General features: G+C 70.7%; 13 protein-coding genes. 7 read left to right on the forward strand and 6 right to left on the reverse strand.

What is annotated here, in order from left to right:
* Window positions 1–3 precede the first annotated feature (3 nt).
* Both ACU5E9_RS17255 and ACU5E9_RS17260 read right to left on the reverse strand, forming a co-directional pair.
* Window positions 4–1,308 (reverse strand): O-antigen ligase family protein, encoded by a 1,305-nt coding sequence (locus ACU5E9_RS17255; RefSeq protein WP_456811121.1) that lies wholly within the window; start codon window positions 1,306–1,308, stop codon window positions 4–6.
* Window positions 1,305–2,618, reverse strand: coding sequence for an O-antigen ligase family protein (locus ACU5E9_RS17260; RefSeq protein ID WP_456811122.1), 1,314 nt, complete (start codon window positions 2,616–2,618; stop codon window positions 1,305–1,307). Before ACU5E9_RS17260 ends, ACU5E9_RS17255 begins: the two co-directional genes overlap by 4 nt.
* 119 nt (window positions 2,619–2,737) lie before the next feature.
* On the opposite strand from ACU5E9_RS17260, the gene ACU5E9_RS17265 reads away from it, so the two are divergent.
* A complete protein-coding gene (locus ACU5E9_RS17265) occupies window positions 2,738–3,058 on the forward strand; it encodes a rhodanese-like domain-containing protein (RefSeq protein ID WP_456811123.1) in 321 nt (106 codons plus the stop codon).
* 110 nt (window positions 3,059–3,168) lie between these two features.
* Here the strand turns inward: ACU5E9_RS17265 and ACU5E9_RS17270 are convergent, their stop codons facing one another.
* From ACU5E9_RS17270 to ACU5E9_RS17280, 3 genes are all read right to left on the reverse strand, one after another.
* Window positions 3,169–3,615, reverse strand: coding sequence for an SRPBCC family protein (locus ACU5E9_RS17270; RefSeq protein ID WP_456811124.1), 447 nt, complete (start codon window positions 3,613–3,615; stop codon window positions 3,169–3,171).
* 4 nt (window positions 3,616–3,619) lie between these two features.
* Window positions 3,620–5,104 carry a phytoene desaturase family protein gene (locus ACU5E9_RS17275; protein ID WP_456811125.1) on the reverse strand — a complete coding sequence of 495 codons (1,485 nt, stop codon included), beginning with the start codon at window positions 5,102–5,104 and terminating at the stop codon, window positions 3,620–3,622.
* Window positions 5,105–5,186: 82 nt separating this feature from the next.
* Window positions 5,187–6,365: an acyl-CoA dehydrogenase family protein gene (locus ACU5E9_RS17280; protein ID WP_456811126.1), complete on the reverse strand. Its 1,179-nt coding sequence runs from the start codon at window positions 6,363–6,365 to the stop codon at window positions 5,187–5,189.
* Window positions 6,366–6,498: 133 nt separating this feature from the next.
* On the opposite strand from ACU5E9_RS17280, the gene manA reads away from it, so the two are divergent.
* Window positions 6,499–7,797 carry a mannose-6-phosphate isomerase, class I gene (manA, locus tag ACU5E9_RS17285; protein WP_456811127.1) on the forward strand — a complete coding sequence of 433 codons (1,299 nt, stop codon included), beginning with the start codon at window positions 6,499–6,501 and terminating at the stop codon, window positions 7,795–7,797.
* Here manA and ACU5E9_RS17290 read toward each other — a convergent pair.
* The gene (locus ACU5E9_RS17290) at window positions 7,710–8,756 is read right to left on the reverse strand and encodes a GlxA family transcriptional regulator (RefSeq protein ID WP_456811128.1); all 1,047 of its coding nucleotides are present in this window, start codon (window positions 8,754–8,756) and stop codon (window positions 7,710–7,712) included. The two genes, manA and ACU5E9_RS17290, sit on opposite strands and share 88 nt — an antisense overlap.
* 102 nt (window positions 8,757–8,858) lie before the next feature.
* On the opposite strand from ACU5E9_RS17290, the gene ACU5E9_RS17295 reads away from it, so the two are divergent.
* The 5 genes from ACU5E9_RS17295 to ACU5E9_RS17315 all read left to right on the forward strand — a co-directional run bounded on the left by ACU5E9_RS17295 (window position 8,859) and on the right by ACU5E9_RS17315 (window position 15,202).
* A complete protein-coding gene (locus ACU5E9_RS17295) occupies window positions 8,859–8,990 on the forward strand; it encodes a hypothetical protein (protein ID WP_456811129.1) in 132 nt (43 codons plus the stop codon).
* 51 nt (window positions 8,991–9,041) lie between these two features.
* A complete protein-coding gene (gene galE / locus ACU5E9_RS17300) occupies window positions 9,042–10,007 on the forward strand; it encodes a UDP-glucose 4-epimerase GalE (RefSeq protein ID WP_456811130.1) in 966 nt (321 codons plus the stop codon).
* Window positions 10,008–10,157: 150 nt separating this feature from the next.
* Entirely contained in the window at window positions 10,158–10,496 is a 339-nt protein-coding gene (locus ACU5E9_RS17305; protein ID WP_456811131.1) for a WhiB family transcriptional regulator, read from the forward strand.
* A gap of 88 nt (window positions 10,497–10,584) precedes the next feature.
* Window positions 10,585–13,758, forward strand: coding sequence for a glycosyltransferase (locus tag ACU5E9_RS17310; protein WP_456811132.1), 3,174 nt, complete (start codon window positions 10,585–10,587; stop codon window positions 13,756–13,758).
* Window positions 13,748–15,202 carry a DUF5719 family protein gene (locus ACU5E9_RS17315; protein ID WP_456811133.1) on the forward strand — a complete coding sequence of 485 codons (1,455 nt, stop codon included), beginning with the start codon at window positions 13,748–13,750 and terminating at the stop codon, window positions 15,200–15,202. The genes ACU5E9_RS17310 and ACU5E9_RS17315 overlap by 11 nt, the downstream gene beginning before the upstream one ends.
* Window positions 15,203–15,229 lie beyond the last annotated feature (27 nt).

Raw genomic sequence — 15,229 nt, forward strand, 5'->3', positions numbered from 1 at the left:
GTCTTAGCGGTCCAGGTCGCTGCGCGGGCTGGGCTTCAGCTGGCGGCGCCAACTCTGGCCCTGCGCGGCCTTGACCGAACAGATCAGCAGCAGCAGCCAGCCGAACTCGACCAGCACGGTGCTCTCGGCCGCCGAGGTGACCAGCAGTGCGACCAGGACCAGCGGCGACCAGACGTAGACGACGGGGCGCTTGTTCGAGGCGAGCAGCCAGGACCGGATGAAGGCCAGGGTCACCAGGGCGAGGAAGGAGAGGAACCCGACGAGCCCGACCTGGAAGTACACGTCCAGGAAGGCGTTCAGCGCCGAGCTGTGCTCGGTCCGGGTCACGAAGTCGAGCCAGCCGTATGGGCTGACGGCCTGCGGCCAGGATCCGGTCCAGCCCCACCCCTCCAGCGGATGCAGCTCCACGAGCCGCCACATCTCCTGCCACAGGGTGGACCGGGTCTCGAACTCGCTGCCGGCGTTGAGCAGGTCGATGATGCTCGCCCGGCCGATGAAGACGAGCAGCGTGGTGACGAGCACGGTGGCGAGCAGGCCCAGCTGCAGCCGCCATCGGTCCTCGGGGCGGGTGTGGCGCAGCCAGTACAGGGCCAGCGCGGCGATGCCGACGGCGCTGGCGACGACGACGAACACCGGCGAATGGGTCAGGAGCACCCCGAGGGTGGCGAGGGCGATGGACCAGGCGGCGCGCACCGGGCGCACCGAACGGGAGCGCAGTTCGACGAGGAAGCTGACCCCGGCGATCAGCGAGACCAGGCCGAGGACATTGCGCGAGCCGAACACACCCTGGATGGGCCCGAGCATAGCGATGTTGCCCTGCACGCCGAGGAAAGCGATCGGCAGGTCGAGCAGCAGCCCCGAGAGCACCTCCAACCCGATCGACAGGCCCAGCAGCACCCGCAAGACGTCACCGGTGGACCGCACGATCTGGATGGTGTCCCGCACCAGGGCGATGTAGATCGCCAGAAAGGCGAAGGTGAGCTGGTATCCGATCCCGGTCACGGTGCGGCCGGCGTATCCGCTCCACAGAACCGACAGGGCGCACCAGATCAGGAACACCAGGATGGACACCGGCAGCAGGCCGTGCCATTCGATGCTGCGCCGCCGGGCGATGAGCGACCCGGCCGCGAGGGCCACCAGGCAGGCAAGGGCGCCGAGCAGGCCGGGCCAGCCCATCAGGCTGCGCAGCAGATGGGTCGCGAACGCCACGCCGAGGATCAGGTGGGTGAGCGCTGCGCTGAAGCGTGGGGAGGAGAAGACGGCGGAGATCGCCGCCGGAACCTGCGGGGGACGGGCGCGGTCGGTCATCGCCTGCCCACGCTGAGCAGGTCCTCCGCCGCGCTGGGGCGCTTGGTCTTGACCGCGAGCACGATCAGCAGCACCCAGCCCGATTCCACCAGGATGCGGCTTTCCGCCAGGCTCTGCGCCAGCAGCGCGACGATCAGCAGCAGGGGCAGGAGCGCCGTCACCGCGTATTCGGCCGTGTCGGCGATGCCCAGGCGGGGGCGGTCGACCGCCAGGAACCAGGACCGCCACAGGGTCGCCACCGCCAGGGCGCCGAAGGCGATCAGGCCGAGGATGCCCAGCTGCAGCCAGACATCCAGCCACGCGTTGTGCGCCTGCAGGTACTGCACGCCCTTCCGCACGGCGAGGCCGTCGAATGGTTCCACCCACGGCACCCAGTAGCTCACCCAGCCCCAGCCCCAGACGGGTCGCTGGCCGGCCAGGTCGATGACCCGGTTCCAGATGTCGAACCGGCCGGTCAGGTCGTCGCTCTTGCCGAGCAGGCCGAGGAGGGTCGACGAGAAGGCCGCCACGCCGACGATGACGGCCGCCGCCGCCCCGCCGGCGGTGAGGTACAGCCCGCGCCGGCCGAGCGGCGGAACCCGGCGGGCCCAGAGGGCGAAGAGCAGGGCGACCGCCACGGCCACGAGCGCCACGGACACCGTCGCGGACCGGGTCAGCCAGAGCATCACCAGCGCCAGGACCACCCAGAAGATGCCCCAGCCGCGGGCGACGGTGCCCGCCGCGAGCTGGATGGCGAACACGATCAGCGCCAGCAGGGCGATGAACCCGAGCAGGTTGCGGCTGGCGACGATGCCCTCGACCGGGCCGCCCTCCAGCAGCAGGGCGCGGGACCAGTAGAACGCGGCGGGGATCTTGCCGGTGTATTCCACCCAGAACGGCAGCACGGCGTGACCGATGAAGATCGCGACGACGGCTTCGAACACCAGGGACAGGGCGAGGATCAGCCGCAGCGCCGCCGACAGGGTGCGCAGGAATTCCGTCCAGGTCAGGCAGAGCGCGACGAACAGGGCGGTGATCGTGGTGATCCATTGCAGCGTGATGCCCAGCGCGCTGGCGCCCGGGTAGGCCGACCATGCGACCGAGAGGGTCGCGAGCAGCATGAACGCGGCGAGCGATTTCGGGAACGTGCGCCAGCCCAGGGCGGGTTTGGTCGACACGAGGAACCAGATGCTGCCGCCGACGACGATCAGGGCGATGGCGCCGAATCCCCACCAGCCGAACAGGTTGCGCCAGAACTGCCCGGCCAGGACGCTGAAGAAGACCAGGGTCGCGAAAAGACGAACAGGGAGACGGCTCTGCACGACGGGCATGTGTCTAGGGTACTGGGGCGGCCTCTCCTGGACCTGCGGGGATCGCTTGATACCCTCTGGGGTATACATCGAGGGACGTGGGGTGCACAGCGCCCCTCCCCGCCGCGAAGGGAAGCCGCATGACCGATATTTCCGTGACCGAACTCTCGGCGCTGCCCGATCCCATCGTGATCGACGTGCGCGAAGCCTTCGAGTGGGAGGCCGGCCACGCCGCCGAGGCCATCCACATCCCCCTCGGCGACCTCGGCGAGCGGGTCGGCGAGGTGCCGAGTGAGTCGCCCGTGTACGTGATCTGCGCCGCCGGTGGCCGCAGCCTGCAGGGCGCGGCGTTCCTCGAACGCCACGGCCTCGAGGCGATCAACGTGACGGGCGGCATGAACGCCTGGCAGCAGGCCGGCCTGCCCACCATCCAGGACGGCGCCTACATCCGCGAGCCGTGACCTGGGCCCCCTGAACTCACTGCCCGCCCAACAGTTCCCAATGCGGACAAGTGGTCCCGGCACACCGGGTGCAATTGTCCGCACGGGGAACAGTTAGGCGGGCGAGGGGTTCACCGGACCTGGACGGCGCCGCCCTCGGCCAGATAGGCCAGGCGCCGCAAGGTTTCGGTGTTGCGGGCGCCGATCGCGGTATCGCGGAGGAACGACGGCACGAATCGGCCGGGCCCCGCAGTGGCGTCCTCGGTGATCCGGACAACGCAGCCGTGCGGCCTGGGCTTCACGTCGATCGCGACCTGCGCCTCGCCGATCGGCCAGCCGCGCGCCTTGAGCAGGACGTGCCGGGGCGGGTCCCACTCCAGCACCGACGTCGTGTCATCGATCAGGGCCGGCCACACTCCCACCGAATGGTGGATGGAGGTGCCGCTGGCCGGCCAGAGCTCGTCGACCTTCCTGATTCGGGACGCGCCGACGACCCAGCTGGGGTACAGCCATCCGTCGGCGAGCACCGCGAAGACCTCCTCGGGGGAGCAATCGAACGGGCGGTAGTTGACGGCCACGGTGTCACCTTTCGTCGGGCGGATCGGGGGAGAGGTCTGGCGCGCGCGTCACGCCCAGGTCGTGCCGGAGCGCGCTGAGCGCCGCGTGCCAGCCGGCGAGGCCGTGCACACCGGGCCCGGGCGGGGTGGACGACGAACACAGGTACACCCCGGCCAGCGGAGTGCGCCACGGGTCGGGCGACAACACCGGCCGGGCCAGCAGCTGGCGGATGCTGATCTCCCCGGCCGAGATGTCCCCGCCCACATAGTTGGGGTTGTGCGCCTGCACGTCCTGGGCGGTGCGGGAGGCGGAGGCAAGGATCGTGTCCCTGAAGCCCGGCGCGAACCGCTCGATCTGCCCGATGATCGCGCCGGTCTGGTCCACCGTGGAGCCGCGGGGCACGTGCGTATACGCCCACAGGGTGTGCTTGCCGGCCGGCGCCCGGCTGGGGTCGCTGCCGCTGGGCTGCGAGACGAGCACGTAGGGCTCCTCGGCGTGCCGGCCGCGCGCCACGGTGTTCTCCGCCCGGCGGATCTGGGCCCGGGTGCCGCCGACGTGCACGGTGCCGGCCGCGCGCAGCCCTGGCGCCTGCCACGGGACCGGGTCGGACAGGGCGAAGTCGACTTTGGCGACGGCGTTGCCGTACCGGAAGGCGCGGAGCCGTCGGGCGTAGCCGGCGGGAAGCTCGTCGCCGGCCAGTTGCAGCAGCGCTTTGGGGGTCAGGTCCAGCAGCACCACGCGGGCCGGTGGCAGGTCGCTCAGGCGCCGCACCTCGGTGCCGGTCACGATCTCGCCGCCGTGGGCGAGCAGGTCGTCCACCATCGCGGTCACGATCGCGCCGCTGCCACCGACCGGGATGGGCCAGCCGCCGGCGTGCGCGTGGGTGGCCAGGGTCAGGCCGGCGCCGGCGGTGGCGATGCTCGGCAGGGCCCGGATGGTGTGGGCGCTGACGCCGGTGAGCAGTGCCGGCGCGACCTGGCCGCTGAACCGCCAGTCCCAGAGCGCGGTGCCCTGTTCCAGGGCGCGCAGGCCGAAGCGCAGCGCCGTCGCCGGGTGCCGGGGGATCCGCAGCAGCTGGTTCCCGGTGAACTCGGCGACCTGCTGGGCGTGGTCCACCAGCGGCTCGAACAACCGGCGCCAGGCGGGGCCGTCGCGGCCGAGCTCGTCGACGGTGCGGGCGAGGCTCTGATAGGCCAGGCCGGCCGTGCCGCCGGGCAGCGGATGCCCGTAGGAGACCTCCGGCACGACCAGGTCGATGCGGTCGCTGAGGCCGAACCGGCGGAAGAACTCCGACGCCAGTGCCATCGGGTGCACGGCGGAGCAGACGTCGTGCAGGTAGCCGGGCAGGGTCAGCTCGGCGGTGGCCGCACCGCCGCCGACGTGCGCCTCCCGCTCGTACACCCGCACCGACAGGCCCGCCCTGGCGAGGGTCACGGCGGCAGCGAGCCCGTTCGGCCCCGAGCCGACCACGATCGCATCGACCTCGGGCGCACCCCGCCGCACGCTCACTGGTTCACGCCGTTCCCGTCGCCGCCCGCCGATGCCATGAGCCCATTCTCACCCAAGCGGCGGCATTCTCGGCAGTTCCGGCTCAGACGAATGCCGCCAGACCGGTGATGCTGCGCCCCACGATCAGGGTGTTCATCTCCTGGGTGCCTTCATAGGAGTAGATCGCCTCCGCGTCCGCGAAGAACCGGGCAATGTCGTAGTCGAGCACGATCCCGTTGCCGCCGAACAGTTCGCGGCACCAGGCCACCGTTTCACGCATCCGAGATGTCGTGTACGACTTCGTCAGGGCGGAGTGCTCGTCGCGCTGCGTGCCGTCGTCGAGCATCTGGGAGACCCGCACGACCATGCCGAGGCTCGCGGTGATGTTGCCCAGGCTCTTCACGAGCAGGTCCTGCACGAGTTGGTGGCCGCCGATCGGTTTGCCGAACTGTACCCGTGAGGCGGCGTACTTCACCGCTGACTCATAGGCGCCGATCGCCAGGCCGACGGCCGCCCAGGACACCTCGGCTCGGGTGAACCGCAGCACGCGGGCGGTGTCCCGGAACGAGTGCGCCTCCTGCAGCCGGTTGTGCTCGGGCACGACCACATCCGTCAGGGTGATGTCGGCGTTCTGCACGGAGCGGAGGCTGATCTTGCCCTCGATCTTCGTTGCCGCGTAGCCGGGGGTGTCGGTGGGCACGATGAAGCCCTTGACGGCACCGTCGGCGGTGTCCTTGGCCCAGACGATCGTGATGTCGGAGAAGGTGGCGTTGCCGATCCAGCGCTTCTGCCCGTTCAGGGTCCAGCTGTCGCCGGTGCGGGTCGCGGTGGTGGAGAGGCCCTGCGCGGAGTCGGACCCGCTCAGCGGCTCGGTGAGGGCGAACGCGCCCACGATGTCGCCGCTGGCCAGCTTCGGCAGCCACTCCGCCCGCTGCTCTGGCGAGCCGCAGGCCGCGATGGACCCGGCCACGAGCCCGTTCTGCACGCCGACGAAGGTGGCCACGGAGCCGTCCACCCGCGCCATTTCCAGCGCCACGAAGCCGCGGAAGACCGCCGAGTTCTCGAACGGCCGGGTTTCCTCCCAGCCGAACGAGTAGGCGCCGAGGGCGCCGAGGGGCTTGATGATCTCGGTCGGGAATTCCGCACGTTCCCAGTAGCCGTTCACCACGGGGCGCACATCGGCCTCCAGGTAGGCGCGAATCCGCGCCAGGGCGGCCTTCTCCTCGTCGCCGAGGAGGTTCTCGTATCCGAAGAAATCACTGCCGAGCGGCTCGAAGGTCATCTGTGCTCCATTGCGACGAGGACGGGTCGGTCGCGCGAGCGCTCCGACCGGGACTTTCAGCCTAAGTCGGCGAAAGGGCTGGCGGGAAAACGGTTGGTAGTTTGGTCTAAACCATTCGACTCAGGAGCCAAGCATGTTTGTGGGCATCAGCAACACCCCGCGGGATTACGCGTGGGGTTCAGACAGCGCGATCGCCGACCTCCTCGGCCGTCCGGCATCGGGCGGTCCCGAGGCCGAACTGTGGCTCGGCGCGCATCCCGGCAGCCCGTCGGTGATCACCCGGCCCGACCTCACCGGGGGAGCGGCGAACCTCGCCGAGTGGATCCACGCCGACCCCGCCGCCGCGCTCGGCGCCGACCGGGCCGGGTCGGAGCGCCTGCCGTTCCTGATGAAGATCCTCGCCGCCCACAGCCCGCTCTCGCTGCAGGCCCACCCGTCGCCGGCGCGCGCCGCGGCCGGTTTCGCCCTGGAGAACGCCGCGGGCATCCCGCTCACCGCGGCCGACCGCAACTACCGCGACCCGTTCCACAAGCCGGAGATCATCTTCGCGCTCAGCGACACCTTCCAGGCCCTCTGCGGATTCCGTGACCCCCGGCAGATCCGCGCCATCCTCGCCGAGCTGCGCGCGCTCGACGCCACCATGGACGACCCGCAGCCCGCGGCCCTGCTGGGGCTGGAGAACCGGCTGGTCGGCGACGACGCCCTGCGCGACGCCGTGGACTGGCTGCTGCGCGACGGTCGCGGCGGCGACTCCGGTGAGGTGTCCTGGCTGGTCGAACGGGTGGTGGCGCTCGCCGAGCGGGCCGCGTTCCTCATCGACGGCGGCGCCCAGGTCAGTTTCGCCGACGAGCTGGCCACCGTGCGGTCGCTCGCCGATGCCTACCCCGGCGACCCCGGCATCGTCATCTCCCTGCTCACCAACCTGGTGACGCTCAAGCGCGGCGAGGTGCTCTTCCTGCCGGCCGGCAACATCCACGCCTACCTGTCCGGGCTCGGTGTCGAGGTGATGGCCTCTTCCGACAACGTCCTGCGCGGCGGCCTCAGCCCTAAGCACATCGACGTCGACGAGCTCCTCGACGTGCTCGATTTCGCGCCTCTGCCCGTGCCGTACCTCGAGCCGATCGTGCTGGCCGACGGCGTGGCCGTGTACCGGCCGGATGTGCCCGACTTCGAACTGGCCCACATCGTGGTGCCGGCGGATGCCGAAGCCGGTGCGGCCGGTGCGGCGGGCGTTCCGATGCGCCAGGTCAGCATCACCGGCCCCGCCATCGCCATCTGCACCGCCGGGCGTTTCCTCGTCGCCGGGGCGGGTTCGTCGTTCGCGCTGTCCAGGGGAGAGTCGGTCTACATCACTCCCGACGAGGCGACGCTCACCTTCGCCGGGTCCGGCGAGGTCTTCCTGGCCACCACCCCGGACGTCACCGCCGCGTAGTCCGCTGCCGGCCGGCGCCGCCCGAAGGTGCGGCGGTAAGCCGTCGGCGTGGTCTGCAGGCTGCGCACGAAGTGGTGCCGCATCACGGCCGCGCCGCCGAAACCGGTCTGGGCGGCAATCAGGTCGAGGGTCGCGTCGGTTTCCTCGAGGAGCTGCTGCGCCAGGATCAGGCGCTGCCGGTTCAGCCACGCCGTCGGGGTGGTGCCGAGCTCGGCCCGGAACCGGCGGGCGAAGGTGCGCGGCGACATCAGGGCGCGCCGGGCCAGCTGGTCGACGGTGAGGTCCTGATCGAGGCTGCGCAGCATCCAGTCGGTGATCTCGGCGAACGAGTCGCTGTATTGCTCCGGGATCGGCGCCTGGATGAACTGGGACTGGCCGCCGTCGCGCTGCGGCGGAACCACCATGCGCCGGGCGATGACGTTCGCGGCCGCCGCGCCGAGTTCCCGGCGCACCACGTGCAGCGCCGCGTCGATACCCGCCGCGGTGCCGGCGCCGGTGACCACACGGTTGTCGTCGACGAAGAGCACATCGGGGTCAACCGTGGTGTTCGGGTACTCCTCGGCCAGCGCCGCGGCGTACATCCAGTGCGTGGTGCTGCGCCGGCCGTCGAGGATGCCGGCGGCGCCGAGGATGAATGCGCCGCTGCAGACGCTGAGGACCCAGGCGCCCCTGGCCTCGGCTTCGCGCACCACCCGCAGTACCTCGGGGTGGATCTCCGAGCCGGCCTCGTACGCTGGAATGGCGACCAGGTCGGCGTCGGCGGCCGCGGCGAGGTCGTCGTGCACCACGATGTCGAAGCCGAGTTTGGTGCGCAACGCTCCCGGAACCGCGGTGACAACGCGGAAATCGAAGACCGGGCCGCCGTGCTCTGACCGGTCGATGCCGAACACCTCGCAGATCACGCCGAACTCGAACGGGGCCATTCCGGGAATGGCGACGCAGACGATTTTCTTGAGCAAGGCTCCTCCAAGAGTGGATGGCAGGAATGTGCCGCTAAGCGGCAACTCTGCCACTAGTGGCAGAAAGTCACAAGGCCTACTTTTACTGCCATGATCCTGTTTATGAGTATTTTGGTGGCCCTGGTGATCTGGGCTGTGGCGGCCAGTGTTGTCGCGTTGCGCTCCGACGGTCTCGGTGACGTCGAACTGGCCCGGCGCAACCGGCATCCCGAACCGTTCCCGCGCGGACGATAGTGTGGTCTGAAATGGCGGCATGCGGCTGCCTGGAAAGCGCAGGGGCACCACATGGCTTGGCTTGTTACCGGAGGTGCCGGCTATATCGGCTCCCACGTCGTCCGCGCGTTCCTCGCTGAGGGCATCGACGTCGTCGTGCTCGACGACCTGTCCAGCGGCCACGCCGACTTCGTCCCGGCCGGTGTGCCGTTCGTCCGGGGCACGCTGCTCGACACCGCGCTGCTGGCGAAGACCTTCGCCGAGCACTCCATCAGCGGCGTCGTGCACGTCGCCGGTTTCAAGTACGCCGGGGTGTCCGTGTCCCGGCCGCTGCACACCTACGAGCAGAACGTCACCGCGACGGCGCTGCTGCTGGCCGCCATGCAGGAGGCCGGGGTCGGCCGCATCGTATTCTCGTCCAGCGCCGCCGTCTACGGCACCCCGTTCACCGACCTCGTCACCGAGGAGACCGCCAAGAGCCCGGAGTCGCCCTACGGCGAGTCCAAGCTGATCGGCGAATGGCTGCTGCGCGACCAGGCCGTGGCCGCCGGCCTCGCCCACACCTCGCTGCGTTACTTCAACGTCGTCGGCTCCGGTTCGCCGGAGCTTCGCGACACCAGCCCGCACAACCTGTTCCCGATGGTGTTCGAAGCCCTCATCGACGGTCGCACCCCTCGCATCAACGGCAATGACTACAAGACCGAAGACGGCACCTGCGTGCGCGACTACATCCACGTCGCCGACCTCGCCGTGTCCCATGTGGCCGCGGCCCGTCGGCTGGATGCCGGCCAGGAGATCGCCCCCGTCTACAACCTCGGCAGCGGCGACGGCGTCTCCGTCGGCGAGATCATGAGCACCGTCGCCTCGGTCACGGGCATCGACTTCACCCCGGAGATCGGCCCGCGCCGTACCGGCGACCCCGACCGGATCGTGGCGTCGGGCGAGATGGCCGCGCGCGATCTGGACTGGAAGATGCGCCACAGCCTCGAGGACATGGTGCGAAGCGCCTGGGAGTCACGCCAGGCCTCAGCGAGCTGACCCGCCGCGACACGATTCGGGCAACCGGGCGCGTCGCAAACCCTCCAGCCCGCATTGAGGGTTTACCATCCGTGACTTGACGGCGGCGAACTACACGGGTGTAATTAGTTCTAGCGCGGAAATGTGCAGAAGCTGATGGGTGGAGGCGATATGACGTTGTCCGAATATCGTTCCGGAGTCCCCGACGACTGGTTTGTAGATCCAGTCCGTCTCGGAGTTCCCGGAGTGCGCAAGCAGCCCACGACGCCTGACAGCGTGGAGGACGACAATCCTCTCGCCTGGCAGTCCGACTCGCTCTGCGCGCAGACCGACCCTGAGGCGTTCTTCCCCGAAAAGGGCGGCTCGACCAGGGATGCCAAGAAGATCTGCGGCTCCTGCGAGGTGCGCCCGCAGTGCCTGCAGTACGCCCTCGCCAACGACGAACGCTTCGGAATCTGGGGCGGGCTATCCGAGCGCGAGCGCCGCAAACTTCGCAAGCGCGCGGGCTGACCCACGCTCCTTCGCGGCGGTTTCGTTTCGTGGCGCGCCAGCCGCTTGATGGGTCTGCACAGATATCCGACCTAGGCTGATCCACGATATGCAAGCCAGAGTCACCGCCATCATCGTCGCCCGTAACGGCGCAGCCCACCTTCAGCGAACTCTCGAGGCCCTGCGCGGGCAGACCCGCCAGCCCGATACCGTCGTTGCCGTCGACTGCGGATCCACGGATGCCTCCGCCGAACTCCTGGCGGCCTACGGGCCCACCCACTTCATCTCAGCGGATGCGAACCTGTCGTTCGGCGACGCGATCAAGACCGCTGTGCGCGTCCTGCCGGAACCCGACGGTGACCACGAGCTGCTCTGGCTCCTCGCCCAGGACAGCGCTCCGGAGACCAGCGCCCTGGAGAAGCTCGTCGCCGAACTGGAGATCGCCCCCTCCGTGGCAGTCGCCGGTCCCAAGGTCATGGAGTGGGTTGCCGACCAGTACATCCACGACTTCGGCCTGTCGATGACGCCGTACGGGTCCGCGGTGACGCTGGTCGAGAGCGAACTCGACCAGGAACAGCACGATGCCCTGAGCGACGTCCTCGCGGTCAGCGCCGGCGGCATGCTCGTGCGGCGCACGGTGTGGGACCGCCTCGGCGGCTTCGACTCCGCCCTGCCGGTCGTCGACGACTCGCTCGACTTCTGCGTGCGGGTGCGCCTGGCCGGCTTCCGGGTATCGGTGGTGCCCGCCGCCAGGATCAGCTCCGCCGGCGACGGCGTCGCCGGACCGGACGGCTCCTCGCGCGGCCGGGCCAGCCGCCGCCGGGCGCGGGTCGAACGCTCCGCCCAGCTGCACCGCCGGCTCGTCTACGCCCCCACCTGGACCCTGGCGGTGCACTGGCTCTCCCTCGTGCCGCTCGCCTTCCTCCGCTCGATCATCGACCTGCTACGCAAGGAGCCCGGCGCGATCATCGGCGAATTCGCCGCCGCTTTCTCCGCGGCGTTCCTCGGCAGCCGGGTCCGCCAGGCCCGGCGCACCTTCGCCGCCACCCGCACCATGCCGTGGTCGTCGATCTCCTCCCTGCGGGTGTCCGCCGCCGAGGTCCGCCGCCGGCACGCCCTCACCCGTGAGGCCGCCCTCACCGGCGCCAGGGGCGACCGACCGGAGATCCGGTTCTTCTCCCGCGGCGGGGCCTGGACCTTGCTCGGCGCGGCTGTGCTCAGCGTCGGCATCTTCGCGACGTTCCTCGGCGCACAAACCCTCTCCGGTGGCGGGCTGTTGCCCCTGTCCGACACCGTGGGCGCGCTCTGGAGCAACGTCGGCTACGGCTGGCGGGACATCGGGCTGGGCTTCGTCGGCGGCGCCGACCCGTTCGCGGTGATACTGGCGATCCTCGGCACGCTCACCTTCTGGTCGCCGTCGTTCTCGATGGTGCTGCTGTACCTGCTGGCGCTGCCGCTGGCCGCCACCGGGGCCTGGATGGCCGCGACCCGGCTCACCCACCGCGGCTCGATCCGCGCCACCGCCGCGGTGCTCTGGATGCTGTCGCCCACCTTCCTCACCGCGATCGCCGCCGGCCGGCCGGCGGCCATCCTCGTGCACCTGCTGCTGCCCTGGCTCTTCTTCGCCGGAATGGCCGCAGCCAGGTCCTGGTCCGCGTCGGGCTCCGCCGCCCTGCTGTTCGCCGCGATCGTCGCCTGCGCCCCTTCCTTGGCGCCCGCACTGCTAGTCGGATGGCTCCTCTGCGTTCTGACCAGCGGCCGCCGGGTGATGCGCTTCGTCGGCATCCCCCTGCCGGCCCTCGCCCTGGCGCTTCCCCTGATCTGGAACCAGGCCCTGCGCGGAAACTGGTTGGCCCTGCTGGCGGACCCCGGCGTGCCGGTTCCCACCGCGCCGGTGCCGGTCTGGCAGCTGATCCTCGGCTTCCCGGCCGGCGACTTCGGCGGGTGGACGCAATTGCTGCCGCTCTGGGGTGGTGACGCCAGCGCCGTCTCGCTGATGGTTCCGCTGCTCCTCGTTCCGCTGGCCATCCTCGGGCTCGTGTCCCTGCTGCTGCCCGGCGCCCGGAGCGCAGCGTTCGCCCTGATCGCGGCCCTGCTCGGACTGGGCACCGCGATCGTCGCCAGTTCGGTATCGGTGGCCGCGCTCGGCAGCCAGGCCGTGGGAATCTGGCCCGGGGCCGGACTCAGCCTCTACTGGCTCGGCATCGTCGGTGCCGTCGTGTACGCGGCCCGCGGGCTGCACAAGGTCGCCGTGGCGCCGCTGGTGGCTTCCGCGCTCGCCCTGGCCGTGGTGGCGCTGCCCCTGGCCGCCGCGATCCCGCTCGGCACCTCCGTGGTGCAGGAAGGCGCCGGCCGCACCCAGCCGGCATTCGTCACGGCCGAAGCCCTGGTCGACCCCCGGGTCGGCACCCTGCAGATCGTCCCGCAGCCGGACGGCGGCATCCTCGCCACCATCGTGCGCGGCGAGGGCGCCCGACTCGACCTGCAATCCACCCTCAACAGCACCGCGACAGTCCTCACCCAGGAGCAGTCAGAACTGGCGACCCTGGCCGGGAACCTCGCGTCCCAGAGCGGGGCGGACACCTCGGCATACCTGGCCACGTACGGCATCAGCTTCGTGCTGCTGCGCCCCGCCGCCGAAACCCCCGCCGAGTGGGGCTCCGACAGCTCGGTGACCGCGGAAGCCGAACAGACCACAACCCGCGCCACCACCTCGCTCGACGGCACCGCCGCCCTCGTCCCCGTCGGTGACACCGCCTTCGGCCGGCTATGGCGGTCGGACGCATCCACCGACGCCGCCGTGAACGGCGCGATTCCCGCCCACGCCGGTGGCCTCTTCGGGCTGGTCACAACCGTCATCGCCGTGATCGTGATCGGTGCGACGGTGCTGCTCTCCATCCCCACCGGTGCCGGCCGGGAAGCCGTGCGGCAGGCGCACCGTGACGCCATCCGCCGGGCGTCCCGGATGAGCAAACCGCCCAAGCCCACCCGTGCGCCGCGCAGCCCGCGCGCCCCCCGGGTGCCGCGCTCCGAACGACCCGGCGCGAAGCCGAAGTCCAGGACCAAATCCAAGTCCACCAAGGCGAAGCGCGCCGATGCCGCGGAGGCCGTCCCCTCGGTTACCGAACCGACGACAGCGACGCCGCCCGCGGACACCGAGAGTGCGCAACCGACGACCGCGACAGCCCCGGCTGACACCGTGACCCCGGAGCCCCAGAACCCGAACGCCAGCCCGGAAGCGGCCGACCCCGACAGCCCGAAGGATTCAGACCATGGCCACTAAGCGCAGGGTTGCCCTCGTCGGGGCCCGGGTCACCGCCGGCCTGATCGGCATGGCCGTCGTCGTCGTCGCCGTCGGCGGTGCCGCCGTCGCGCCGTGGCCGTCTGTCGTGCGCGAACCGACGTCGACCGTGGTCACGCCCGTCGCCAGCGACCAGCTGCGGGTGTGCCCCGGCCCCCTCCTCACGCTCGCCGCCGATTCCAGCCAGGCGGATGTCGCCACCTCCGTCGGTCGTTTCGACACCGTCTACGGTGCCCGCGCACCCGGCACCGGCGGGGTCGTCGTCGACGTCAACCGCAGCGACATCTCCGCCGTCGACAACGCGGAGAGCGCCAGGGATGGGGCCCCGCAGCTCCTGACGGTTCCCGCGGCCGACGATGCACCGGAGGCGCCCCTCGTCTCCGGCGCCCAGTCCCAGACCGCGGCAAGCGAAACCCTCTCCGGGCTGGCAACGTCGGCGTGCACCGAGGCATCCAGCGACTCCTGGCTGGTCGGTGGCTCCACCGACGTCGGCCGCACCAGCCTCGTGCTGCTCAGCAACCCGTCCACGGTCGTCGCCACGGTCGACCTCACCGTCTACGGCGAGACCGGGCAGGTGGACGCCCCCGGCTCCACAGGCATCCTGGTGCAGCCCGGCACCCAGCGCATCATCTCCCTGGCCGGCCTGGCCCCCAACCTGCTCTCACCCGTGGTGCACATGCAGTCCACCGGCGGGGTGGTGGCCGCGGCCCTCGAGCAAAGCGTCATTCGCGGCATCCAGCCCGGCGGCGTCGAACTCACCGGCCCGACCACCGAGGCGGCGACCGAACAGGTCATCCCCGGAGTCGTCGTCACCCCGCCCAGTGCCGACGTATCCGTCGACGAGGGAGCGGTGTCGGAGGACACCCCGACGGTGCGGGTCCTCGTGCCCGGCGACACCGCGGCCACCGTGAGTGTCGGCGTGCAAAGCGAAGACGGCGCTTCCACCGGCACTTCCCTCGAGGTGGTCATCCAGCCCGGCATCGCCACCGAGATCCCGCTGAGCGGGGTCGTGCCCGGCAACTACACCGTGAACCTGGCCGGTGACCAGCCCCTGGTCGCCGCCGCGCTGACGACGGTGAACGGGTCCGTCAGCCGGGACTTCACGTGGACGCCCGCCGCCGCACCGCAGGGTGAGGAGTTCCTCGTCTACGTCGCGAGCGGACCTGCCCCGGCGCTCCACCTGGCCAACACCACCACCGCCGACAGCACCGTCACCCTCACCGCCGACGGTGGTACCGTCACGGATCTCACCGTGCCGGCGGGCCAATCCGTCGTCGTCGGGGTGACGCCGTCCATCGCCTACCTGGTCACCGGCGGGGCGGGCATCGCCGCATCGGTCGGCTACACCGGCGACGGACTCGCCTCCTCCTACACCGTCAGCCCGATCGGTCCGCTGGTGGAAGCCATCCCGGTCTACTCCCGTTGACCTGACCCACCGCCAGCCCGTTTCGAC

Source organism: Cryobacterium sp. AP23 (genome assembly GCF_054075385.1).

Excerpts from the sequence above, each read along its gene's own strand:
- ACU5E9_RS17260 (WP_456811122.1), bottom strand. The coding sequence starts at position 2,618 with ATGCCCGTCGTGCAGAGCCGTCTCCCTGTTCGTCTTTTCGCGACCCTG.
- ACU5E9_RS17255 (WP_456811121.1), bottom strand. The coding sequence starts at position 1,308 with ATGACCGACCGCGCCCGTCCCCCGCAGGTTCCGGCGGCGATCTCCGCC.
- galE (WP_456811130.1), top strand. The coding sequence starts at position 9,042 with ATGGCTTGGCTTGTTACCGGAGGTGCCGGCTATATCGGCTCCCACGTC.
- ACU5E9_RS17310 (WP_456811132.1), top strand. The coding sequence starts at position 10,585 with ATGCAAGCCAGAGTCACCGCCATCATCGTCGCCCGTAACGGCGCAGCC.
- manA (WP_456811127.1), top strand. The coding sequence starts at position 6,499 with ATGTTTGTGGGCATCAGCAACACCCCGCGGGATTACGCGTGGGGTTCA.
- ACU5E9_RS17280 (WP_456811126.1), bottom strand. The coding sequence starts at position 6,365 with ATGACCTTCGAGCCGCTCGGCAGTGATTTCTTCGGATACGAGAACCTC.
- ACU5E9_RS17295 (WP_456811129.1), top strand. The coding sequence starts at position 8,859 with ATGAGTATTTTGGTGGCCCTGGTGATCTGGGCTGTGGCGGCCAGTGTT.
- ACU5E9_RS17315 (WP_456811133.1), top strand. The coding sequence starts at position 13,748 with ATGGCCACTAAGCGCAGGGTTGCCCTCGTCGGGGCCCGGGTCACCGCC.
- ACU5E9_RS17265 (WP_456811123.1), top strand. The coding sequence starts at position 2,738 with ATGACCGATATTTCCGTGACCGAACTCTCGGCGCTGCCCGATCCCATC.
- ACU5E9_RS17305 (WP_456811131.1), top strand. The coding sequence starts at position 10,158 with ATGACGTTGTCCGAATATCGTTCCGGAGTCCCCGACGACTGGTTTGTA.